At 70.2% G+C, this 22,453-nt stretch carries 21 protein-coding genes; 14 read left to right on the top strand and 7 right to left on the bottom strand.

Annotated features, from left to right (window positions below; all coding sequences use genetic code 11):
* The first annotated feature begins 11 nt into the window (after positions 1–11).
* Positions 12–1,124 (top strand): hypothetical protein, encoded by a 1,113-nt coding sequence (locus tag VMD91_09285; protein ID HTW84246.1) that lies wholly within the window; start codon positions 12–14, stop codon positions 1,122–1,124.
* 56 nt (positions 1,125–1,180) lie between these two features.
* Here the strand turns inward: VMD91_09285 and VMD91_09290 are convergent, their stop codons facing one another.
* Both VMD91_09290 and VMD91_09295 read right to left on the bottom strand, forming a co-directional pair.
* The gene (locus VMD91_09290) at positions 1,181–1,735 is read right to left on the bottom strand and encodes a type 1 glutamine amidotransferase domain-containing protein (GenBank protein ID HTW84247.1); all 555 of its coding nucleotides are present in this window, start codon (positions 1,733–1,735) and stop codon (positions 1,181–1,183) included.
* A gap of 56 nt (positions 1,736–1,791) precedes the next feature.
* The gene (locus VMD91_09295) at positions 1,792–2,319 is read right to left on the bottom strand and encodes a hypothetical protein (GenBank protein HTW84248.1); all 528 of its coding nucleotides are present in this window, start codon (positions 2,317–2,319) and stop codon (positions 1,792–1,794) included.
* Positions 2,320–2,343: 24 nt separating this feature from the next.
* On the opposite strand from VMD91_09295, the gene fni reads away from it, so the two are divergent.
* Together fni and VMD91_09305 are read left to right on the top strand one after the other, a co-directional pair.
* Positions 2,344–3,357 (top strand): type 2 isopentenyl-diphosphate Delta-isomerase, encoded by a 1,014-nt coding sequence (gene fni / locus VMD91_09300; GenBank protein ID HTW84249.1) that lies wholly within the window; start codon positions 2,344–2,346, stop codon positions 3,355–3,357.
* 33 nt (positions 3,358–3,390) lie between these two features.
* A complete protein-coding gene (locus tag VMD91_09305; protein HTW84250.1) occupies positions 3,391–5,346 on the top strand; it encodes a TonB-dependent receptor in 1,956 nt (651 codons plus the stop codon).
* Here VMD91_09305 and nirD read toward each other — a convergent pair.
* A complete protein-coding gene (gene nirD, locus VMD91_09310; protein ID HTW84251.1) occupies positions 5,321–5,644 on the bottom strand; it encodes a nitrite reductase small subunit NirD in 324 nt (107 codons plus the stop codon). The two genes, VMD91_09305 and nirD, sit on opposite strands and share 26 nt — an antisense overlap.
* Before the next feature lie 140 nt (positions 5,645–5,784).
* Between nirD and rpsO the strand changes: the two genes are divergently transcribed.
* The 4 genes from rpsO (at position 5,785) to VMD91_09330 (ending at position 9,620) form a co-directional block, all read left to right on the top strand.
* Entirely contained in the window at positions 5,785–6,054 is a 270-nt protein-coding gene (gene rpsO / locus VMD91_09315; GenBank protein HTW84252.1) for a 30S ribosomal protein S15, read from the top strand.
* A gap of 167 nt (positions 6,055–6,221) precedes the next feature.
* Positions 6,222–8,504, top strand: coding sequence for a polyribonucleotide nucleotidyltransferase (gene pnp, locus VMD91_09320; protein HTW84253.1), 2,283 nt, complete (start codon positions 6,222–6,224; stop codon positions 8,502–8,504).
* A gap of 53 nt (positions 8,505–8,557) precedes the next feature.
* Positions 8,558–9,106, top strand: a complete 549-nt coding sequence (locus VMD91_09325; protein HTW84254.1) for a TlpA disulfide reductase family protein — start codon at positions 8,558–8,560, stop codon at positions 9,104–9,106.
* Positions 9,107–9,110: 4 nt separating this feature from the next.
* Positions 9,111–9,620 (top strand): GNAT family N-acetyltransferase, encoded by a 510-nt coding sequence (locus VMD91_09330; GenBank protein HTW84255.1) that lies wholly within the window; start codon positions 9,111–9,113, stop codon positions 9,618–9,620.
* A 3-nt stretch (positions 9,621–9,623) separates the two neighbouring features.
* Here the strand turns inward: VMD91_09330 and VMD91_09335 are convergent, their stop codons facing one another.
* Positions 9,624–10,055, bottom strand: coding sequence for a MarR family transcriptional regulator (locus tag VMD91_09335; protein HTW84256.1), 432 nt, complete (start codon positions 10,053–10,055; stop codon positions 9,624–9,626).
* A 54-nt stretch (positions 10,056–10,109) separates the two neighbouring features.
* Here VMD91_09335 and VMD91_09340 point away from each other — a divergent pair, with 54 nt between their 5' ends.
* Together VMD91_09340 and VMD91_09345 are read left to right on the top strand one after the other, a co-directional pair.
* Entirely contained in the window at positions 10,110–11,696 is a 1,587-nt protein-coding gene (locus VMD91_09340; protein ID HTW84257.1) for a class I adenylate-forming enzyme family protein, read from the top strand.
* Positions 11,696–12,280 carry a SpoIIE family protein phosphatase gene (locus VMD91_09345; GenBank protein HTW84258.1) on the top strand — a complete coding sequence of 195 codons (585 nt, stop codon included), beginning with the start codon at positions 11,696–11,698 and terminating at the stop codon, positions 12,278–12,280. The genes VMD91_09340 and VMD91_09345 overlap by 1 nt, the downstream gene beginning before the upstream one ends.
* Here VMD91_09345 and VMD91_09350 read toward each other — a convergent pair.
* Positions 12,277–12,570 carry a hypothetical protein gene (locus VMD91_09350; GenBank protein HTW84259.1) on the bottom strand — a complete coding sequence of 98 codons (294 nt, stop codon included), beginning with the start codon at positions 12,568–12,570 and terminating at the stop codon, positions 12,277–12,279. The genes VMD91_09345 and VMD91_09350 overlap by 4 nt on opposite strands.
* Positions 12,571–12,591: 21 nt before the next feature.
* Between VMD91_09350 and VMD91_09355 the strand changes: the two genes are divergently transcribed.
* From VMD91_09355 to VMD91_09375, 5 genes are read left to right on the top strand one after another with little or no spacing between them, the layout of a single operon-like run.
* The gene (locus VMD91_09355) at positions 12,592–14,160 is read left to right on the top strand and encodes a menaquinone biosynthesis decarboxylase (GenBank protein ID HTW84260.1); all 1,569 of its coding nucleotides are present in this window, start codon (positions 12,592–12,594) and stop codon (positions 14,158–14,160) included.
* A 17-nt stretch (positions 14,161–14,177) separates the two neighbouring features.
* Positions 14,178–15,011, top strand: coding sequence for a 4-hydroxybenzoate octaprenyltransferase (locus VMD91_09360; GenBank protein ID HTW84261.1), 834 nt, complete (start codon positions 14,178–14,180; stop codon positions 15,009–15,011).
* Complete coding sequence (locus VMD91_09365) at positions 15,008–16,156, top strand: branched-chain amino acid ABC transporter substrate-binding protein (protein HTW84262.1); 1,149 nt, start codon at positions 15,008–15,010, stop codon at positions 16,154–16,156. The genes VMD91_09360 and VMD91_09365 overlap by 4 nt, the downstream gene beginning before the upstream one ends.
* 11 nt (positions 16,157–16,167) lie before the next feature.
* Positions 16,168–17,523, top strand: a complete 1,356-nt coding sequence (locus VMD91_09370) for a M48 family metalloprotease (GenBank protein ID HTW84263.1) — start codon at positions 16,168–16,170, stop codon at positions 17,521–17,523.
* Positions 17,524–17,560: 37 nt separating this feature from the next.
* Positions 17,561–18,532: a quinone oxidoreductase gene (locus tag VMD91_09375; GenBank protein HTW84264.1), complete on the top strand. Its 972-nt coding sequence runs from the start codon at positions 17,561–17,563 to the stop codon at positions 18,530–18,532.
* Here VMD91_09375 and VMD91_09380 read toward each other — a convergent pair.
* Entirely contained in the window at positions 18,529–19,098 is a 570-nt protein-coding gene (locus VMD91_09380; GenBank protein HTW84265.1) for a hypothetical protein, read from the bottom strand. The genes VMD91_09375 and VMD91_09380 overlap by 4 nt on opposite strands.
* Before the next feature lie 37 nt (positions 19,099–19,135).
* The gene (locus tag VMD91_09385; protein ID HTW84266.1) at positions 19,136–22,405 is read right to left on the bottom strand and encodes a PDZ domain-containing protein; all 3,270 of its coding nucleotides are present in this window, start codon (positions 22,403–22,405) and stop codon (positions 19,136–19,138) included.
* Positions 22,406–22,453 lie beyond the last annotated feature (48 nt).

Raw genomic sequence — 22,453 nt, forward strand, 5'->3', positions numbered from 1 at the left:
AGGGCGTCCCCATGCCCGGCACGGAGCGCCACCGCCTCGACGCCTCGATCTTCAACCTTCCGGTCGAGAAGATGCGGGAGGGGTACTACTCCGACGTCTACTTCAACCGGGCGCGCGAGATCCTCGAGCGAGACGACTATCATCCGCGCGTGCGCATGCAGGTCTTCCAGCGCAACGAGGCCGTGCTGTGCGGGATCGACGAAGCGCTGGCGATCTTGCGCCTGTGCAGCGGGCGCCGCACCGCGGACGGCGGGTGGGACGAGGGCTGGAACGCGCTGACGGTCCGCGCGCTCTACGACGGCGACGCGATCGGTCCGTACGAGACCGTGATGACGATCGAGGGCGACTACGCGCTCTTCGCGCACCTGGAGACCGAGTATCTCGGCGTGCTGGCGCGCCGCACGCGCATCGCGAGCAACGCGCGCGCGATCGTCGACGCGGCGGCCGGCAAGGACGTGCTGTTCTTCCCCGCGCGTTTCGACCACCACCTCGTGCAGACCGGCGACGGCTACGCGGCGTACATCTCCGGCGCGCTGGGCGTCTCGACCGACGCCAACGCCGAGTGGTGGGGCTCGCGCGGGATGGGGACGGTCCCGCACGCGCTGATCGCCGCCTACGCCGGCGACACGGTGCTGGCGACGCGCAAGTTCGCGCAGTACATCGATCCGGCCGTCAACGTGATCTCGCTGGTCGACTTCGACAACGACTGCGTGCGCACGTCGCTGGCGGTCGCGCGCGCGCTGGGGACGCGGCTGTGGGGCGTGCGGCTCGACACCTCGGGGACGCTCGTCGACGCCAGCGTCATCCCGCAGATGGGGACGTTCAACCCGACCGGCGTCAACGCGCGGCTGGTCCACAACGTGCGCAGCGCGCTCGACGCGGAAGGCTTCGGCCACGTCAAGATCGTCGTGAGCGGCGGCTTCGACGTTCCGCGCATCCACGCGTTCGAGGCGGCGCGCGTCCCGGTCGACGCCTACGCCGTCGGCAGCGCGTTCTTCAAGCGCGCGGGCGAGTTCGACTTCACCGCCGACATCGTCGCGCTCGACCTCGGCGCGGGCTGGCGCGAGTGCCACAAGGTGGGGCGCCCCGAGCGCCCCAACCCGCGGCTCACCTCAGTAGCGTAGCGCAGCGGAACGCAGCGCAGCGAGGACCGCGAACGCTTCGGCGCAGCCGAAGCCGGTCAGACCGGTTGGTTTTGCGCGGCGAGCTTCTCGACGATGGCGCGGTTGAACAGCACCAGGTCGCCCGGATTGCGCGAGGTCACCCAGTTGCCGTCGAGCACGACCGGCTGATCGCGGTACAGACCGCCCGCGTTGCGGATGTCGTCGGCGATCGCGGCGAAGCCGGTCAGGGTGCGTCCGCGTACCAGTTGGGCCGAGATGAGTACCTGCGGTCCGTGGCAGATGACGAACATCGGCTTCTTCGCCTGGTCGAACTCGCGCACGAAGCGCTGCACGTCCTTGTTGGTGCGGATGTGATCCGGCGACTGACCACCCGGGATCAGGATCGCATCGAAGTCGTCCGCGGTGACGTCCGCGACCAGCTCTTCGGCCTTCACGCTCTGCCCTTCGTCCAGGCCGCGCTTGCCGCGGATCTTCTGCAACGAGCGATCGTCGACGCCGACGATGGTGACGACCGCGCCGGCTTCCTCGAGCGCGCGGCGCGGCTCGACCAGCTCCGATTCCTCGAAGCCGTCACCAACCAAGGCCGCGATCCGTTTCCCTTCGATGTCCATGGGGACGGGGCGTTCTCACCAGGCGCCCAGCCCGCCTCTCTGGCGAGCCCCAGCCCTCAGAGGGTGCCGCCGGTCTGCTGGACCGCGGCGCGCAAGAGGTAGGCCAGCTCCAGCTCCAGCTTGCCGAGCGGGTCGAGAACGGGGTCGCCGGCCAGGCCGGCCAGGACCGGATTACGCTTGGTCATGTCGTACTCGGGGACGGCGTGGCGCGGGTTGATCTCGCGCATGTAAATGCGCGCGTCGTACCGGATCTGGCCGTCGGGCAGGAAGTACAGCGGGTCCAGCCCGCCGGCGTAGGTCGCCAGCCCCAACAGGTCGGTCTGTTGGAGGAAGGCGATCGCGCGCAGCCGGAGCGCCCGGGCCAGACGGGCCAGGGCCGGCACCGCCAGACGCGCTTCGCCGGCGACGACCGCCGCCAGCAGGTCGGGGTCGATCTCGGCCGCGGCGGCCAAGCCGGGCACGTCGAGGTCCCGGCCGGCGGCCAGCGCGGCCAGGGCGGCCCCGAAGGCGCGGCCGCCGGCGGTTCCCAGCGTCCCATCGTAGGCGGGCGTCGACGCGGCATCCATCGGGGAGGTGATCGCCACTCGCGGCGCGGAGGCCTGGCGCGGATGGCCGAATCGACGGAAGCGCGCAAGACCCGCCACCTCGACGTCTGTCTCCACGACGACGTCGCCTCGCGGCTGGACGCGGGCTGGGACGGGGTGCGCCTGCGCCACGAGGCGCTGCCCGAGCTGGCGCTGGCGGACGTCGAGCTCGCGACCAGCTTCCTGGGCCTGCCGCTGCGCGCGCCGCTGCTGATCTCCTCGATGACCGGCGGCACCGGCCGCGCCGCCGAGATCAACCGCCGCTTGGCGCGCGCCGCCGAAGCGGCCGGAATCGCGCTGGGCCTGGGCAGCGGACGCGCGATGCTCGAGGACGATCGCCTGCGCGCGACGTTCGACGTGCGGCCGGTGGCGCCGAAAGCGGCGCTGTTCGCCAACCTGGGCGCGGTACAGTTCAACTACGGCGTCACCGTCGACGACGCGCGCCGGCTGGTCGACACGCTCGGCGCCAACGGCTTGTACCTGCATCTCAACCCTCTGCAAGAAGCGATCCAGCCCGGCGGCGACACGAACTTCCGCAATCTCGAACCGGCGATCGCGACGCTGTGCGCGCGGCTCGAGGTGCCGGTCATCGCCAAGAGCGTCGGGTCGGGCATCGCGCCGTCGACCGCCGCCCGGCTGGTGCAGTGCGGCGTCGCCGCGATCGACGTCGCCGGCGCCGGCGGGACCTCGTGGGCGCTCGTCGAGGGACGACGCGCCGACGACGCGTCGCGCGAACGAATCGCCGAAGCGTTCGGCGACTGGGGCTACCCGACGCCGGCCGCGACGGCCGCGATCCGCGCGGCGTTGCCCGGCGTCCCGCTGGTTGCCAGCGGCGGCGTGCGCAATGGCGTGCACGTCGCCAAGGCGATCGCGCTCGGCGCCGATCTGGTCGGCCTGGCGCTGCCGTTCTTGCGAGCCGCCGAGACCTCCGATGCGGCCGTCGTCGAGCTGATCGACGAGCTGCTCACCGCGTTGCGCATCGCCGTGTTCGCATCCGGCTCGCGCACGTTAGGGGACCTGCGCGACGCATTGGCGTAGGCTACCAGCCACCCGCCGGGTGGGAGGAACGCCATGCCGCTCATCGGCGCCTTGCTGACCGCCACGCTCGTCGCCACCGCCGGCCCGAGTCCGAGTCCGAGCCCCAGCCCGACGCCGCCCGCGTCGATCGGGAACGTCACGGTCGTCACCGGCAGCCCGGAGTCGCTGCACAAAGCGCCGCAAGCGACGTCGGTCGTCAGCGCGAGCGCGCTGCAGGCCTCGACCGCGACCTCGCTCGACGCCGCGCTGCGCACGCTGCCGGGCTTCGATCGCAGTCGCGGCGACGCACCGTTCACCAACTACGGGCAGCTGCGGCTCTCGTTCGAAGGCGCGGGCCAGGATCGCGGCGCGCTGTTCGTCGACGGCATCCCCGCGCAAGACGGTTTCGGCGGTCAAGTCGACTGGAATCTGTACGCGCCGCTGAGCATCGCGCGCGGCGAGCTGTTGCGCGGTCCGGGCTCCGCCCTGTACGGCTCGGGCGCGATCGGCGGCGTGCTCTCGCTGACGACCACGCAACCCTCGCTGCAAGACGGCGGCGTCGTCGAGGGCAGCTACGGCGGCGAAGATCACGGCACGGCGGTGATGTCCTCGACTCAAGCCTTCGGCAGTTGGGCGAGCGCGATCACGCTTTCGTCGACGCGCCTGAGCTTCGGGGTCGTGCCGACCAACCTCGAAGAATCGATCGACCGGCCCGGCGTCTCGACCGCGGACACCGCGCACGTGCGCCTGCTGCACAGCGATCCCGGCAACTCGCTGGCGTTCGACGCCATCGTCGGCACCGACGCGCAGCAGGACGGTCAACCCAACGACGGCTTCTCGCGCAGCCTGGACCAGCTGGCCGCGACCTGGACGACCGGCACGATCCAGACCTTCGCGCTGACCGCGTTCGCGCGCGAGACGAAGCTGACGAACTTGGCCGACAACACGACGACGCATCCGGGCGCGCTGCTCTACACGCAGTACGTGCCGACCTCGGACGCCGGCGTGCGCGCGCGCTGGGACGATCCCGTTCCCGGCGGCGCGTACTCGCTGATCGCCGAGCGGCACCTGGTGAGCGGCTGGAACGATCAGGTCTCCGGCGCGGGCGTCACGCAGAGCAACATCGCCGGGACGCAAGGCCTCGACGGCTTCGCGCTGCAGCGCACGTTCGAGGGCCGCTTCGGCGCGGTGCTCGGCGCGCGCTACGACGCCGTGCACACCGACGCGCTCGGACCGCGCGATGCCAACGCGATCTCGCCGCGGCTCGACACCAAGTACGACCTCTCGCCGGCGACGACGATGCGCGCGGCGTACGGCACCGGCTTGCGGGCGCCGTTCCTCAACGAGCTGATCCGCAGCTACCGCATCGGCACCACGCTCTACGAGAACAACCCCGATCTGGCGCCCGAGCGCAGCCGCTCCGCACAGGTCGGGTTCGACGTCGCCTCGCCCGGTTCGCATTTGGCGGTCGACTACACCGGCACGATCGTGCACGACGCGCTGGGCTTCAGCACGATCTCACCGACGGTGCAGATGCGTTCGAACTTCGGCGAGACCGCGACCAACACGTTCACCGGTGACTACCGGCGCGGCGGTCCGTGCGCCGACGTGCGTCTGTTCGGCGCGCTCAACCACGATCGCGTCACCCAAGGGACGCCGATCCAGATCGGCAAGCGGCTCGCCTACATCCCCGACGAAGCCGCCGCGGTCGACGTGGAGCGCACGACCGGACCGGTGACGGCCGCGGTCGAGCTCTCGTACAGCGGTCCGACCTTCGCCGACAGCTTGCAGCAGCAGCCGATCGGCACCGCGTTCCTGGTCGGCGAGCGAATCACGTATCAGTTCAAGAGCGGCACCTCGCTCGCGCTGGGCGTCGACAACCTGACCGACCGCTACTACCTGACCTCGATCGATCGCGCGGGACCGCCCTCGTCGGTGACGCTGCGGCTGACGGTGCCGTGGGGCGCGCGAGCGGCCGAGGCGGTCAGGACGGCCGCGGCGTGCGGCTGACCAGAACGTCCTCGCCCTCGACCTTGACCTCGTAGGCGGCGACGCGGGCGTACTCGCCCAGCGTCATCCCGCCGTCGGTGAGCCGAAACGTCCAGGCGTGCCAGGGACAGGTCACCTGCTCGCCCTCGATCCACCCCTCGGCCAACGGGCCGCCCTGATGCGGACAGGTGTTGTCCAAGGCGTAGTACCGGCCGCCGGAGTTGAACAGCGCGATCTCGCGCGCCCCGACCCACACTGCTTTCCCGGTCCCGGGCGCAAGGTCGGTCACGCGCGCCACCGCCACGAAGTCGTCGCTCACGCCCGCCCCGTTCCGCGCCGGCGGGGGCACGTCTTGCCGGTCGTTGCGGCAGGTGGCCGGGTCTGGTATGATCCGTCGGTCGCCGTCGCGGGCCCACGGAGCCTGCAGACGCGCGAGTCGAAAGGAGCTCAAGTTTTCCCGTGCCCGTCTCCAAAGAAATCAAGGCCGAGCTGGCCACCAAGTATGGCCGCGGCCCGAACGACACCGGATCGGCCGACGTGCAGATCGCGATCCTGACCTCGTCGATCAACCAGCTGACCGAGCATCTCAAGGTCCACAAGAAGGACCATCACAGCCGCCGCGGCCTGCTCATGCAGGTCGGCCAGCGCCGCCGTCTGCTGGCGTACCTGCAGCACAAGGACCTCGAGCGCTACCGCAAGCTCATCGCCGACCTCGGTCTGCGCCGCTAACCGACCCCTCGCTTCACTCAGAACGCCGGTGCGTCCACGACGCGCCGGCGTTTCGTTTTCGCGTGCCCGCCCGCTGAGCGGAGGCCGGTTTTGCGGGCGCGGCGAAGCGGGGCACGTTTACGAGTAGAAAAGTAAGCGAAAAACAGAAGCAAAATTTAGGAGAACCCGTGCCAGAATCCGTCTCGCTCGAGATCGGAGGCCGCAGCCTGGTCATCGAGACTGGGGAGCTTGCCAAGCAAGCCAACGGCTCCGCCCTCGTCCGCTACGGCGATCAAATCGTCGTCCTCTGCGCCGCGACGGCGTCAGAGAAGCCCCGGGAAGGGATCGATTTCTTCCCCCTCACCTGCGACTACGAAGAGAAGATGTACGCAGCCGGCAAGATCCCGGGCGGCTACATCAAGCGTGAGGGCCGTCCCTCGGAGCACGCCGTGCTCAGCGCGCGTCAGATCGATCGCCCGATCCGCCCGCTCTTCCCCGACGGCTTCCGCAATGACGTCCAGATCATCGCGACCGTCCTCTCGACCGATCCGCAGCTCGACAGCGACACGGTCGCGGTCATCGCCGCCGGCGCGGCGCTCGCGGTCAGCGACATCCCGTTCCAGAAGAACGTCGCCTGCGTGCGCGTGGGCCGCGACGAGAACGGCAAGTACATCACCAACCCGACGCTCGAGCAGTACGAGACCGGCGGGATGGAAGTCGTCGTCGCCGGCACCGCCAACGACATCATGATGGTCGAAGGCGGCGCGAAGGAGATCAGCGAGGACGACCTCCTCGGCGCGGTCGAGTTCGCGCACGGCGAGATCAAGAAGATCGTCAAAGCGATCGACGAGCTCGCGAAGAAGGCCGGCAAGGCGAAGCGCGAGTACCCGCTGCTCGCGACCGACGAGCGGCTCGACAAGTGGATGCGCAAGAACTTCCAGAAGGAAGTCGCCAAGGCGATGCGCGTCGTCGACAAGCAAGAGCGCAACGCCGCCTTCGACGACCTCTCGCGCGAAGCCGCGCTGGCGAAGCTCGAGAAGAAGGCGGACCCCGTCGTCAAGTCGCTGATCGAAGATCCCAAGAACAAGGACTTCGAGAAGATCGTCAAGGCGATGGAAGAGGACGAGCTGCGCACGATGGTGGTGGACGAGAAGATCCGCCCCGACGGCCGCAAGCCCGACGAGATCCGCCCCATTTGGTGCAAGACGCACTACGTTCCGCGCGTGCACGGCTCCGGCGTGTTCACCCGCGGTCAGACGCAGGTCTTCACCGCCGCGACGCTGGGCTCGATCAGCGACGAGCAGCGCCTGGACGGGATCCTCGCGATCCCCAACAAGCGCTACATGCACTACTACAACTTCCCGCCGTACTCGGTCGGTGAGACGCGTCCGATGCGTTCGCCGGGCCGCCGCGAGATCGGTCACGGCATGCTCGCCGAGCGCGCGCTGGTTCCGGTGCTGCCGCCCGAGGACGAGTTCCCCTACACGCTGCGCCTGATCAGCGAAGTGCTCGAGTCCAACGGCTCCTCGTCGATGGCCTCGGTGTGCGGCTCGACGCTGGCGCTGCTCGATGCGGGCGTGCCGATCAAGGGCCACGTCGCGGGCGTCGCGATGGGCCTGATCATGAAGGGCAAGGACTACGCGATCCTCACCGACATCCAGGGGCTCGAGGACGCGCTGGGCGAGATGGACTTCAAGGTCGCCGGCACGACCGACGGCATCACTGCGATCCAGATGGACATCAAGGTCGCGGGTATCACGCTCGAGATCATGCGCAAGGCGCTGGCCGAGGCCAAGAAGTCGCGCTTGTTCATCATCGGCAAGTTGAAAGACACGATCGCCGAGCCGCGCAAGGAGCTCTCCGAGTTCGCGCCGCGCATGATCGTGGTCAACATCAACCCCGACAAGATCAAGGACGTGATCGGCCCCGGCGGCAAGGTCATCAACAAGATCGTCGCCGACACCGGCGTGAAGATCGACATCGAGAACGATGGTCGCGTCTTCATCGCCGGCGCGAACGCGGCGGGCGCCGAGAAGGCCAAGCAGATGGTCGAGGCGCTCACCAAGGAAGTGAAGGCCGGCGAAACCTACCTGGGCACCGTGACGCGACTGATGAACTTCGGTGCGTTCGTCGCGATTCTGCCCGGCAAGGAAGGCCTGGTGCACATCTCGCAGCTCGCGCCGCAGCGCGTCGAGCGCGTCGAGGACGTCGTCAAGATCGGTGACCAGATCATGGTCAAGGTGATCGAGATCGACTCGCAAGGCCGCATCAACCTGAGCCGCAAGGCGCTGCTGACCGGCGAAACCGGCGGCTCCAACGGCGCTCCGGCGCCGCGCGCCGAGCGCGAGGGCGAACCCGCTCCCGCCGGCGCGCGCAACGGCGCGCCGCGCGGCGATGCGCCGCGTCCCGACCGTGAGAGCGGCGAGGGCGAACGCCGCCGCCGCCGGCCGCGCCCGCGCCCGTCGGAATAAACGGCGCAGACAGGGGAATCCCGGGAGAGCTCGTCGCAGGACGGGCTCTCTTCATGTTCCGCCCGTTCCTGGCGTGCGCGCTCGGTCTGGTGCTCCTCGGCGTCGCGCGCCACCCGTCCACGATCTTCGATCTCGCCGACGCGGTCGGCAAGCCCGCGCCGGCGATCACGCTGCTCGTCGACGGCGGCCAACCGCTCTCGCTGGCCAGCCTGCGCGGCGAGCCGACCTACGTGTTCCTGTTCGCCTCGTGGTGCGGTCCGTGCCAGTTGGCGATGCCGTTCGTGCGGGCCGACTACGCGCGCTTCGGCGAACGCGTGCGGTTCCTCGGCGTCGACGTGCTCGACGAACCCGGCGCCGCGCGAGCCGCGATCGCCAAAGACGCGCTGCCGTTTCCGGTCGCGATCTATCCGATCGACGAGCTCGACGCGACGATCGCGCCGGTCATGCAGCTGCAAGCGGGGATGAAGTACGAGATCCCGACCGACTTCTTGCTCGACGCGAGCGGCGTCGTGCGCTACGTGTGGCACGGGCTGGCCGTCGGCACCGACGGCTCGCCGCAAGACGTCTTGCCGTCGTATCTGGCCAAGCTCGGTATCGAGTGAGCCGATGAGGGCCGGCGTGCAGATTCGCCCCAAGGGCGAGCGCGACGTCGACGCCGTGGTCGCGCTGCAGGGCGAGGTCGCGCGTGAAGGCCGCTGGATCGCGACCGAGTGGCCGTTCGACGTCGCCGCGCGCGTGCGCGCGCAGCGCGATGCGCTGCTGACGCGGCGCAGCGTCGGGTGGATCGCCGAGGACACCGGCACGTGCGTGGGCGACCTGACCGTCTTCGGCGTCGACGCCGACGAGCCGGAGCTGGGGATGGTCGTCGCGGCCAGCCATCGCGGTCAGGGCATCGGACGCGCGCTGCTCGAAGCAGCGCTGGCGTGGGCGCGCGCGAACGGCAAGACGGCGCTGCGGCTCGCGGTGTTCCCCGACAACGACGTCGCGCGCGCGCTCTACCGCATCGCCGGCTTCACCGAGATCGGCGTCAAAGCCGCCGCCATCCCACGCAACGACGGCAGCAAACGCGACGTCGTGCTGATGCGGCACGACCTCGCACCGCCGCCGAACCACTAGCCGCTATCCGGCGGAGATGCGCTGCAGGAGCGCCGCGAGCACGCGGCGCTCCTCGGGCGAGAGGTCGGCGGCGAACAGCTCTTCGCTGGCCAACACCTGCGGCGTGGCCGCCGCCAGCGCGGCGCGCCCGTCGGGCGTCAGCGTCGGAATGACCGTGCGGCGGTCGTCCGGACGCGACTCGCGACGGACTAACCCGCGGCGTTCGAGCTGGTCGACCAGCCGCACCATCGTCGAGCGGTCGGCGCCCAGCGCGTCGGCGATCTCGCCCTGGCCGATCCCGGGCTGCGCCTCGATCGTCGCCAAGACGCCGAACAGCATCGGGCTCAGGCCGTCGACCTCGCGGGCGAAGGCGGCGAAGGCCCGCAGCTGGGCCCGGCGCAGGTGATAGCCCAGCAGCCCGTCCAGGCGCGAGCCGGTCGTCGGGCGTTGTGTCACCGGTCGGGCCTTCGCGCGGCACGCCTCGGCGGCCTCGGCGGCGAAGCACCGCGTGTGGACCGCAGCGACTACCTGTTCGAACCCGCCGGTGACCGCGCGGCCCTGCGCGGCCTGACGTCACGCGCCGCGCTGGCGGCGACGGCGGCAAGCGTTCCCGGCGGCCTGGCCTACGTCGACGGACCGCTGCGGCTGACCTGGCGCGACGTCGCCGAGCGCGTCGTCGCGTTGGCGGACGCGCTGGCCGCCGGCGGCATCGGCGCCGGCGACGTCGTCGGCGTCCACCTGCAGAACAGCGCCGCCTACGCGATCGCCCACCTCGCGCTGGCGGACCTGGGCGCGGTGACGCTGCCGCTGCACGCGCCCTATCGCGCCGCCGAGCTGGTGCAGCTGCTGGCGGCGACCGACGCCGTCGCGTGCGTGCTCGCCGGCGAGAGCGCGAGCACGCTGGCCGCGCGGCGCGGCGAGCTGCCGGCGTTGCTCGCGCTCGTGCAGGTCGACTACGACACGGCGGCGTTCGCGATCGACGGCCGCGTCGGCCCGGCGCGCGCACGACCCGCGCGCATCGATCCCGACGCGCCGTTCGCGCTGGTGCCGACCAGCGGCACCGAGTCGCCGGCGCCCAAACTCTGCATGCACGCGCACGACGGGCTGCTCTCGAACGCGCAGGCGTTCCGCGAGGAGACCGGCACGCAGCCCGGCGAGGTGATGATCGTCGGCAGCGGCTACACGCACCTGTTCGGTCTGCTCGGACTGCACCTGGCGCTGCTCGCCGGCGCGACGCTGCTCGCGCTGCGCCGTTTCGAGGCCCGCGCGTTTCTCGCCTTGGCCGCGAACGAAGGTGCGACGCGCGCGTGGGCCGTGCCGGCGCAGCTGGTCGACCTGCTCGCCGCCGCGTCCGATGCGCCGCGCGTGCAGGTGCGCGAGATCCGCACCGCCGGCGCCGCCGTCGGCGCCGAGCTGGTCGGCAAATTGCGCGCGGCGTTCGGCGCCGACGTCACCGTGCACTGGGGGATGAGCGAGCTGGGCGGCGGGATCACCACCTACGGCCGCGATCCGCTCGCGGTGCCCGGCGCGATCGGGCTGCCGATCGCGCACGCGCAGGTGCGCATCGCACGCGAGGACGGCAGCGAAGCGGCCGCGGGCGAGACCGGTGAGCTGTGGTACCGGCGCGCCGATCTGTTCCGCGGCTACTACCGCGCCGCCGACAAGACCGCGTCGGCGGTGACCGCCGACGGCTGGCTGCGCACCGGCGATCTGGCCTCGCGCGACGCAGACGGAGTCGTGCGCTTCGACGGGCGCGCCAAGGACATCGTCAACCGCGGCGGCTTCAAGATCGGCGTCGTCGAGCTGGAGAGCGCGCTGAGCGACCATCCGGCGATCCGGCGCTGCGCCGTCGTCGCGGTCCCCGACGCGCGGCTCGGCGAAAAAGCCTGTCTGATCGTCGAGCTGCACCCCGACGCGGCGCTCGTGCCGACGGACGTCGCCGCGTTCCTCGACGCGCGCGGGATCGCGAAGTACAAGTGGCCCGAGCATCTGCTGGTGCTCGACGCGTTGCCGATGACGGCCACCAACAAGGTCGCCAAGGGCACGTTGCGCGAGTTGGCGCTGGCGCACTGCGCGCAGCCGGCCGGAGTACCGTGATGCGCGTCGACGTCGCCTCGCACGCCAGTCACGGCCGCAAGTACGGGCCGACCTTCGCACACACGTGGCGCGCGGCGGACGGCGCGACGATCGGCGCGCTGGCGGCCGTCCTGGCCGGCCAAGACCCGATCGTCGTCGCCGACCTGTTGCGCACCGGCGCGCACGCGCTGCTGACCTCGCGCAAAGCGCTCGGCACCACGCTGGTCGCGCTCGACACGATCGTGCGCAAGCACGCCCACGAGCACCGCGACGACGACCTCGCCGCGGCGATGCTGCTGATCGCCATCGACCCGGCCGGCGAGGAGATCACCTACGCCGGCGCGGGCGCCGCGCAAATGCACGTCGCGGTGGTCGATGGCGCCGGCGCGCTGCACCCGCTGCACGGACACGCGGTCGCACTCGGTACCGGGATCGACGGCCCGGTCGAGAGCCAGCACGTGCGCCTGCGGCGCGACGACGCGATCGTCGCCGCGACGGTGCCCTTCCCGGCCGGCTGGTGGGCCGCCGGCAACCCGACCGCCGAGAGCTTCCTGGCCCGCGCCGGCCACCCCGAAGCCTCGGTACTGCTGGTATTGCCCGCTTAGCCCCGCGGGGCGAAGCCGCGGTAGGGACCGACCGGGACCAGGGCCTCGAGGATCAGCATCCCCTTCTGGATGAGCGGCAGCGTGCCGATCGCGGCGTGGCACGCGTCCACCGAGTCGGCCTCCAGGATCATCGCCGCGCCGGGGACGTCCTTGCGGCTCCAGATCTGGCGGGAGATGCCCTGCGCGTGGAGCTCGCGCGCTCGCTCGGCCTCCGGCTCGAGCCAAGGCGCGAAGTCCTCTTCGCGGAAACGGTCGTAGTCGCGGCGCAAGAGCGCGATGAACTGTGCCATGCCGCGTCCAAGCTTCGACGGATGCCCTTCGAATCGCTGGCGGCGTTCACGCGAGCCCTGCGCGACGCCGGTCAGCTCGCCACCGTCGACGTCGAGGTCGACCCGCGGCTGGAGATCGCCGAGATCACCGACCGGGTCGTCAAGGCCGGCGGCCCGGCGCTGCTGTTCCGCAACGTGCGCGGTTCGCGCTTCCCGGTGCTCACCAACCAGTTCGGGACCGAGCGGCGCACGGCGATGGCGCTGGGTGCGACGACGCTGCGCGAGGTCGAGCAGCGGCTGCGCCGCACGATCGATCTGGGCATGCCCGACTCGCTGGGCGGCAAGCTGGGCCGGCTCGCGGCGCTCGCGCACGCGGGATTGAGCGCGAAGCCGAAGCACGTCGCGCAAGCGCCGGTGCAGCAGGTCGTGCTCGACCCGCCCGACCTGCGCGCGCTGCCGGCGCTCACCACCTGGCCGCTCGACGGCGGACCGTTCATCACGCTGCCGCTCGTGTTCACCGTCGACCCGCAGACGCGGCGGCCGAACGTCGGCATGTATCGCGTGCAGATCTACGACGCGACGACGGCTGGGATGCACTGGCAGCGCCACAAGCAGGGACGCGCGCACGCGGACAAGTGGGGGCGGCGCATCCCGGTCGCGATCGCGGTCGGCGGCGATCCGGCGCTGACCTACGCCGCGACCGCGCCGCTGCCGCCGATCGTCGACGAGCTGGCGTTCGCGGGCTACTTGCGCGGCGCGCCGATTCGCTTGACCAAAGCGCTGACCGTCGATCTCGACGTGCCGGCCGACGCCGACTTCGTCATCGAAGGCTGGGTCGACAACGAAGACCTGCGGGTCGAAGGCCCGTTCGGCGATCACACCGGGGTCTACAGCCACGCCGATCTGTACCCGACGCTGCACGTCAGCGCGATCACCCACCGGCGCGACGCGATTTGGGGCGCGACGGTGGTCGGCAAGCCGCCGATGGAAGACGCCTGGCTCGGGAAGGCCACCGAACGCATCTTCCTACCGCTGCTGCAGATGGTCGTCCCCGAGATCGTCGACTACAACCTGCCGGTCGAGGGCGGCTTCCACAACTTGGTCATCGTGGCGGTGCGCAAGTCGTATCCGGGCCAGGCCAAGAAGGTGATGAACGCGCTCTGGGGACTCGGGCACATGATGATGCTGACCCGCTGCATCGTCGTGGTCGATCACGACGTCGACGTGCACGACGTGCGCGGCGTGGTCTGGAACGCGTTCAACAACGTCGATCCGGCCCGCGACCTGGTGACGATGCCGGGGCCGGTCGACGATCTCGATCATGCCGGCTCGTACGAGCTGGCCCAAGGAACGAAGCTCGGCATCGACGCGACGCGCAAGCGCGGCGACGAAGGCTACGCGCGCGACTGGCCGCCGGAGATTCGCAGCGACGCGGCGACGCGCGAGCTGGTCGCGCGGCGCTGGGCCGAGTACGGCCTGGACGATCTCGCGCGCCGCGCGACGCCCGACCTCTGGTCGGGCCAAGGCCCCGCGCGCCTGGCGCGCCTGCTCGCCGAACCTCCCGCGTCGCCCGACGACGTCCCCCCGCGCACCCAGCGAGTCAAAGAGTGAAGTACGTCCAGTTGTTTTTGCGCGACATCCGCGTCGAGCACACGCTCTTCGCGCTGCCGTTCGCGTACGTCGGCGCGGTGATGGCCGCGCGCGGGCTGCCCAGCTGGTGGCAGCTGTGGTGGATCACGCTGGCGGTCGTCGGCGCGCGCACCGCCGCGATGGCGGCGAACCGCTACTTCGACCGCGACCTCGACAAGCAGGTCCCGCGGACCGCCAAACGCGCGGTCGCGAGCGGGAAGCTGCCGGCCGCGGTGATGCTGTGGGCGATCGTCGTCGGCATCGCGCTGCTGATCCTGAGCGCCGTGATGCTCAACCCGCTGTGCGTCAAGTTGCTGCCGATCGCCGCGGTCGGCGTGATCGCGTACCCGCTGTGCAAGCGCTTCACCTGGGCGGTGCACTTCGTCCTGGGCGCGGTCGACGCGTGCGCGCCGCTGGGCGCGTACGTCGCGGTCGCCGGCACGATCACCGCGCCCGCGCTGCTGCTGTTCGTCGCGGTCACGGTGTGGGTCGCCGGCTTCGACATCCTCTACGCGCTGATGGACGTCGATTGGGACGTCGAGCTGGGCGTCCGATCGTTTCCGGTGCGCTTCGGCACGCGCAACGCGCGCATCTGGCCGGTCGTGCTGCACGTCGCGATGACGATCGCGCTGCTGGGCGCGGGCTATCTCGCGCAGGCCGGGTGGCTGTACTACGCAGGCGTCGCGCTGGCGGCGGCGGTCACGTTCTACGAAGAACGGCTGATCGCACTCGCGAAAGACGTGTTCGTGCTCAACGATCGCGTCTTCCTCACCAACATGGCGTTTTCTGTGGCCTTCCTGGCAACGACGCTCGCCTCGTACGTCACTCGATGATCCGCTCGACGTTCTTGTCCGGCCTGGGCGGCGCCGCCGGCGCAACGCAGATCGCGCAGGTGCAGCTCTACACGGCCAGCGTTCGCGTCGCGGTCGTCTGTCCGACCTCCGGTGACGCGGCGGCACTGGGCAAACAGCTCGCACGCGGCGCCGAAGGCGCGGCCGACGAGCTCAACCGCTTTCGCAGCTCGTTCGCGCCGGCCGTGCTCATCGACGTCTTCGACGATCACGATACCGCCGCCGACGCGATCGTGCAGGCCGGCTTCGCGACCGGCAACCCCGACACGATCGCGGTCATCGGGCACCTGGGCGTCTCACCGACCTACAACGCGCTGCGCGTGTACGCGACCGCCAACTGCCCGCTGATCGTGCCGACGGTGACCGACGACTCGATCACCGAGCAGGGCTACCGCAACGTCTTCCGGCTCCCCACCAAGGACGCGACCGAAGGCTCCTACTTGGCCGACTACGCGCTCACGCAAGTCGGCTACAAGGCGCCGCACGTCGTCGCGCAGGACGGCGACTACGGCCTGGCCGTGGCGGCCGGCTTCATCCGCCGCGCCAGCGCGCTCAAGATGAACGTGGTCGGCACCAAGTTCTCGTTCGACAAGCCGGACTACGCCGACGCCGCCAACACCATCCTCGCGCACCAGCCCGACTGCGTGGTGATGTGCGGCAACGTCGAGGACATGGGGCCGATCATGCCGGCGCTGATCGCCAAGGGCTACACCGGCAAGTTCATGGCCAGCCAGGGCTACTTCGATCCGATCACGACCTCGACGTACGCGAAAGAAGCGGAAGGGCTGATCGTCTCGACCAGCATGCCGTATCTGGCGCTGGCACCGAGCACCCAAGAAGACGTGCGCAACTATCAGCAGAACATCGGCCCGCTCACCCCGGTCGCGGCGTTCGGTTACGCCGGCGTCCAGCTGATCGAAGCCGCGGCGCAGCGGTACAGCGCGTCGAACCGGCTGGCCCTCCTGCGCGCGCTGCAGACCGGCGGCCCGTACGCGACGATGGTCGGGAGCTACACCTTCGGTCCCTACGGCGACGCGCTGACGCCGAACGTCTACTTCTACCGGGTGCGGGACGGAAAATTCACCTACGATCGCCAAGCTAGGTCAACCGGCTTCATGCTCAAGTAGGAGGAAGACGCGTGACGCAGACCCCGCCCTTCACCGGGCCGGAATCGCTGCGAGTCCCCGGCGAGTGGTCGACGTTCTTCTGGACGCTCGCGTCGCTGCCGGTCACGATCGTCATCCTGGGCTGGCTCTTCCAACACCAGATCACCTGGCAGGAGCTGGCCCTGCTGCTCGTCCTGGCGATGATCTACGTCGCCTTCGCGCGCGGCCGGCTGCTGGGCGGCGGCGTGCGTGTCCATGCCGGGCAGTTCGCGCACGTTCACGCCATCGTCGAGGAGTGCGCACGGATGCTGCGGATGCCGGTGCCGCACGTGTTCATCCGCGACGACCCGTTCGTGCCGTGCGTCGCGGTCGGGATCGGCGAGCCGTACGCGATCGTGATCTCGGCGCAGTACGTCGACCATTTCGCCGACGACGAGCTGCGCTTCTTGATCGGGCGCGAGCTGGGCCACATCGCGTCCGGCCACACCCGCTACACCTCGCTGCTGAGCGCCAACGGACGCGAGAACGCCATCGTCTCGGTCGCCTTCGGCGCGTGGCTGCGCCGCATCGAGTATACCGCCGACCGCGTGGGGCTGCTCTGCTGCAGCTCGCTGGACTCGGCGGTGCGTGCGATCGCGGTCTCGTCGTTCGGCCACATCGGCCGCAAGATCGACCTGGGCGCGTTCGCCGAGCAGCTGCGTGAGATCTCGGCGGAGCCCTCGCTGCGCATGGGCGAGTGGAGCGGCTCGAATCCCTACGCCACCAACCGCATCGCCGCGCTGCACCGCTTCGCGCGCGATCCGCTCTACCAGCGCTGGGCGCAGCGTTTCGCGCAGAACGCGCAGCGACCGGTCGAGCTCGAGCAGCGCCAGACCGTCTACGCCGGCTTCTGGCGGCGCGTGTGGGCGTTGACGATCGACGTCGTCCTCATCCAGATTCTCGTGCCGGCCGCCGGCAACGTCATCCAAACCGTCAAGTCGGGCCGAACCTATGCCCCGAACCTCAAGGATCTCGACACCGATTCCGACGTTCCCGCCGCGGTCAAGACGGCCGTCCATCAAGTGGCGAACGTCGCGGCGCAACAACACGCGCATGTGTACACGTTCGCTCCCGTCCAGGGGCCGGAGTTGATCGTGATGTTCGTCTACGCCGTCATCCTGGTCGGGCTCGTCGGCCAGACCTTCGGGATGATGGTCTCCGACCTGCGCGTGACCGGCCCCGAGCGGCACGTGCGCATCGGCCTGGGCGCCGCGTTCAGCCGGTACGTGGGGATGACGATCAGCCTGTTCATGGTCTTCGGCTGGTTCTCGATCTTCCGGCACATCCAGCCCTACGAGCGCTGGTCGAAGACGCGCCTGATCAGCGGCGCCGCACCCGTCCGTTCCTGACTGGAACCGCGTCCCGATCGCGGCGGTCCAAGGCAGCGTGCACGCGATTCGCATCGACCGCACCGGCGGTCCCGAGGTTCTCCAACTCACCGACGTCCCGACGCCGACGGCCGGCCCGGGGCAGGTCCTGATCCGCCAAACCACGGCGGGCATCAACTACATCGACGTCTACTTTCGCACCGGGCTGTACCCGACGCAGCTGCCGGTGACGTTGGGCCGCGAAGGCGCGGGCGTCGTCGAAGCGGTCGGCGAGGGCGTCATCGATCTCCACGCCGGCGACCGCGTCGCGTACACCAACGTGGCCGGCGGCGGCTACGCCGAGTACAACGCCGTCAACGCCGCCGAGGTCGTGGCGACGCCTGAAGGCGTGAGCGACGAGGTCGCCTGCGCGCTGATGCTGCAGGGAATGACGGCGCACTATCTGGTCTCCGACGTCTTTCCGCTGCGCTCCGGCCACGTCGCGCTCGTGCACGCCGCCGCCGGCGGCGTCGGGCTGCTGCTGGTGCAGCTGGCGAAAGCGCGCGGCGCGACCGTGATCGGCTTGGTCGGCACCGATGCCAAGGCGGAGCTGGCCCGGCAGGCCGGCGCGCACCACGTCATCGTCTACGCGGACGAGGACTTCGCCGAGGCGACGGAACGGCTCGTCGGCGAGCACGCCGTCGACGTCGCGTACGACTCGGTCGGCAAGGAAACCTGGGAGCGCAGCCTGCGGGTGCTCCGCCCGCGCGGGATGCTGGTCAACTTCGGCAACGCCAGCGGGCCGATGCCGGCGCTCGAACCGCAGCGTCTTTCGGCGGCGGGATCGATCTTCTTCACCCGCCCGACGCTGGTCGATTTCATCCGCCACCGCGACGAGCGGGTCGCACGCGCGAAGGATCTGTTCGACCACGTCATCGCCGGTAAGCTCGACGTGCGCATCGGCGGCTCGTATCCGCTGGCCGACGCGTCGCGCGCGCATCGCGATCTCGAATCGCGCGCGACGACCGGCAAGCTGGTGCTGCGGCCCTAGAGGTAGCGCCGCAGCGTGAACGCGCGCGTCGTGCCGTCGCCCAGGCGGAGCGACACGCGCGTGCCCGGCACGCCGCGCAGGATCGACCGCACGCGCACGAGGTCGGCGGCGGTGACGGCGCGGCCGTCGACGGCGAGGATACGGGTGCCCGAGGCGACGCCGGCGTTTCCCGCCGGCGTCCCGCCCAGCACCTGGCCGGCGACGAGCGCGCGGCCCGCCGTGCCGAGCACGATGCCGGAGCGGTCGTGGACGACGACCGTCGCGTCGTCGCCGCCGGGCCGCAGATCGACGATCTGGTCCGGATAGTCGAAGACCAGCACGCAGCGCCGCAAGATCCCATCGCCGACGTTGGCCAAGGTCGGCTGATCGTCGGTCGGATCGACGTGCGTCTGCAGCTCGACCAGCGGATCGCGCACGAGCCGCGTGCCCAAGCGCAGACTCGGCGCGCGCACGAGGTAGATCGGGTAGCGCTTGCCGACGTCCGCCACCTGCGCCGTGACGTGCGCGTGCAGTCGCCTCGCCAGACCGTAGCGGCGCACGGCGCCCCCTTGCACCTCGGCGTTCAAGCTGCGTTCATATGACCGTGAATGGAGCCCTCCTGCCTCAGCCGGGCGGCAGCACCGGGTGGTGGTTGGGGTACGGCGGCGCCTTGAACTCCGGCACCGGGTGCTCGCGCAAGAGTTCGAGCGCCTTGGCCACCGCCGCTTCGAGCTGCGGATCGTGGCCGTCGCGCACGAGCTTGGGGTCCTGGAAGACCTCGACGTCGGGCGAGATGCCGTGGCCTTCCACCTCCCAGTGGCCGTGCAGGCCGCCGATCGCGATGCGCGGCGCGGTGACCGTGCCGCCGTCCATCAGCACCGGGTAGCCGCCGATCCCGACCAGGCCGCCCCAGGTGCGCACGCCGACCAGCGGGCCGAGACCCGCCTTGCGGAAGTACCACGGCATCGCGTCGCCGCCCGAACCCGCGAACTGGTTGATCACCATGACCTTCGGTCCGTAGATGGCCAGCGGCGGATCGATGCTGACCTGACCGCCGCGCGGGACGGTGATCGCCATCGGCTTGCGCGAGAGCACGTCGATGACGTAGTCCGCGACTTGGCCGCCGTGGTTGAAGCGCTCGTCGAGCACGACGCCCTGCTTGCCGACCTGCGAGAAGAAGTAGCGGTTGAAGTTGGTGAACCCGCCGTAGCCGGTATCCGGCATGTAGACGTAGGCCAGCTTTCCGCCGCTGAGCTTGTCGACGAGCTCGCGGTTGTGCTCGATCCACGCCAAGTTGCGCAGTCCCGCTTCGCTCGCGACCGGAACGACGGTGACCTCGCGCGTCCCGGTGCCGTCGGCATTCGGGCCCACGCGAATCGTCGTCTGCTTCCCGGCCGTCTCCTCGAAGTAGCTGTAGACGTCTTCGTCGGGGCGCACCTCGCGGCCGTTGACCGCGAACAGGTAATCGCCGGTGTGCACGTCGGAGCCCGGCTGCGTGAGCGGCGCGTGCAGCAGCGGGTTCCAGTTCTCACCGTCGTAGATCTTGGTGAAGCGGTAGTGCCCGTTCTCGATCGCGTAGTCCGCGCCGAGCATGCCGACGTTGATGTGGGTGGTCAACGGCTGCGCGCCGCCGCGCACGAACATGTGCCCGACCGAGAGATAGCTCAGCATCTCCTCGAACAGGTAGGTCAGATCGTCGCGCGCGCTCACGCCGGCCAGATACGGCTCGAAGCGCCGCTGCGCGGCCGCCAGGTCGAGGCCGTGGTAGTGCGGATCGTAGAAGAACTCGCGCTCGATCCGCCACACCTCGTGGTACATCTGCGTCCACTCGGCACGCGGATCGACCTTCAGCTCCATCGCGCTGACCGCCAGCGGGACGCCCGGCTTGAGCGTGTCGGCGGTGCCGCCGATGTACCAGTTGCGATTGGAGAGCTGCACGAGCATCTTCGTGCCGTCGGCCGAGAACGCGGCGTTGACGACGTTCGAGGCCAGCGCCGTCACCTTCTGGGTGGCGACGTCGAAGCGCGAGACCTCGTACGTCGGCTGCTTCGGATCGACTTGGGTGAGCGGGCCGTCGATGAGGAACAGCTGCCCGGCCTTGCCGGCCGCCAGCCCGACGAAGTTGCTGTCGTCGATCGGCAGCGCGACGATGCGCTGCAAGAGCCCGGCGACGTCGATGGTGACGCGCGGCGGCCCCGCCTCGTGCTTGGCCGCGGCCGGCGCGGCGGGCGCCGGCGAGGGCGCGACCTTCTCGTCCGCCGTCTGCAGCGGAATCGGCGCCGTGCCGTCGCGCTTGAGCACGATCGCGTAGATGCTGCTGCTGACGGGCCGCTCGTCGGCCTCCATGTCGAGACCGGCCGAGGTCAGCCCGGTGTTGGTGCTGGCGGCGAAGTACAGGTACTGGCCGCTCTTGTCGAAGACCGGGTAGCGCGCGTCGCTCATCCCGTCGGTCAAGCGGTGCGCGGTGTGCGTCTCGAGCGAGTAGGCGTCGATCGCGTGCAGCCAGTTCTTCAGGCCGATGCTGTACGCCAGCCAGCGGCTGTCGGGCGACCACGACGGGCTGAAGTCCGTCGGACCGAAGTTCTCGTACGGATCGCTGGCGACGTGCACGGGCGCGCCGGGGTGATCGAGGTCGAGGTACCACAGGTTCAGCCGCTTGTCGGAGAACGCGATCTTGCGCGAGTCCGGCGACCAGACGGGGCTGTAGTAATACGTCGGGTGGTCGCTCAGCACGTGGCAGCTGGGCTTTTCGAGCGCGCGCTGGTCGCGCGTGCAGAGCTTGTACTCGCCCGACGCGTCGGAGAAGTACGCGACGCGGCTGCCGTCGGGCGACCAGGCCGGCTCGCGCTCCTCGGTATTCGGACTGTTCGAGAGGTCGCGCACGTCGCCGTGCTCGGCCGGCACGGTGAAGATCTCGCCGTGCGCTTCGAACACCGCGCGCTCGCCGCTCGGCGAGATGTCGGCGTTGACGATCTGCGTGCCGACGTGCACCCAGTGCGGACGCAGCTGCGGCAGGTCGCCGCTGAGCGTGACGTGGATCGTCTGCGTACGCCCGGTCGAGGGCGTGTAGACGTGCAGCGAGTCGAATTGCGAGTAGACGATGCCGTCAGGACCGGCCGACGCGCTGATGATGTCGAAGCCGGCGCCGGGGACGACGCGGCTGACGCCGTGCGAGCGCACGTCGTAGGAGTACAATCCGGTCGGGCCGTCGCGGTCGGAGATGAAGTACACGCGGTCGCCGATCCACATCGGATCGTTGTCGTTCGAGCCGGCATTAGGCACGTGGACGACGCTCGAGTCGGCCAGGTCGGCGATCAGGACGGTCGTGTTCTGGCCGCCGCGATAGCCTTGCCAGAACGGCTCCCACTGAAAGTTCGGCACGTAGGCGAGGTGCGAGCCGTCCGGCGAGTACGAGCCGCGCTCGGCCATCGTCAGCGGCAGCTCGCTCGCGAACCCGCCGCTCACGGGGACCGTGTAGAGCTGATCGGGATCCGAATAGCTGTACCGCGCGGAACGGAACAGCACGCGCGAACCGTCGCGCGTCCACCCGACCGCGACGTCGGCACCGGGATGGTACGTCAGCCGGCGCGGCTCGCCGCCACTGGCCGAGACGACGTAGACGTCGACGTTGCCGTCGTAGTTGCCGCTGAACGCGATCTGCGAGCCGTCGGGCGAGAAGATCGGACCCGATTCCAAATCCATCCCTGTCACCAGCCGGCGCGCCTCGCCGCCCGCGCGCGGGACGACCCAGATCGCGCCGCCGTACGCGAACGCGATCTGCGTCGCGCTCAGCGAGGGATCGCGCAGCAACAGCGGCGGGTCCGCGGCGCGTGCCACGGCGCCGCCGCCGACGAAGGCGCCCAACCCAACGAGCAACGCGGCGAGCGCGGACAAACGACCACCTACGTGTTTCATAGGAGGCAGTTCTTACGCGACGAGGGG

Origin of the sequence: Candidatus Sulfotelmatobacter sp. (genome assembly GCA_035504415.1) — a bacterium.
Classification (GTDB): Bacteria; Vulcanimicrobiota; Vulcanimicrobiia; order Vulcanimicrobiales; family Vulcanimicrobiaceae; genus Vulcanimicrobium.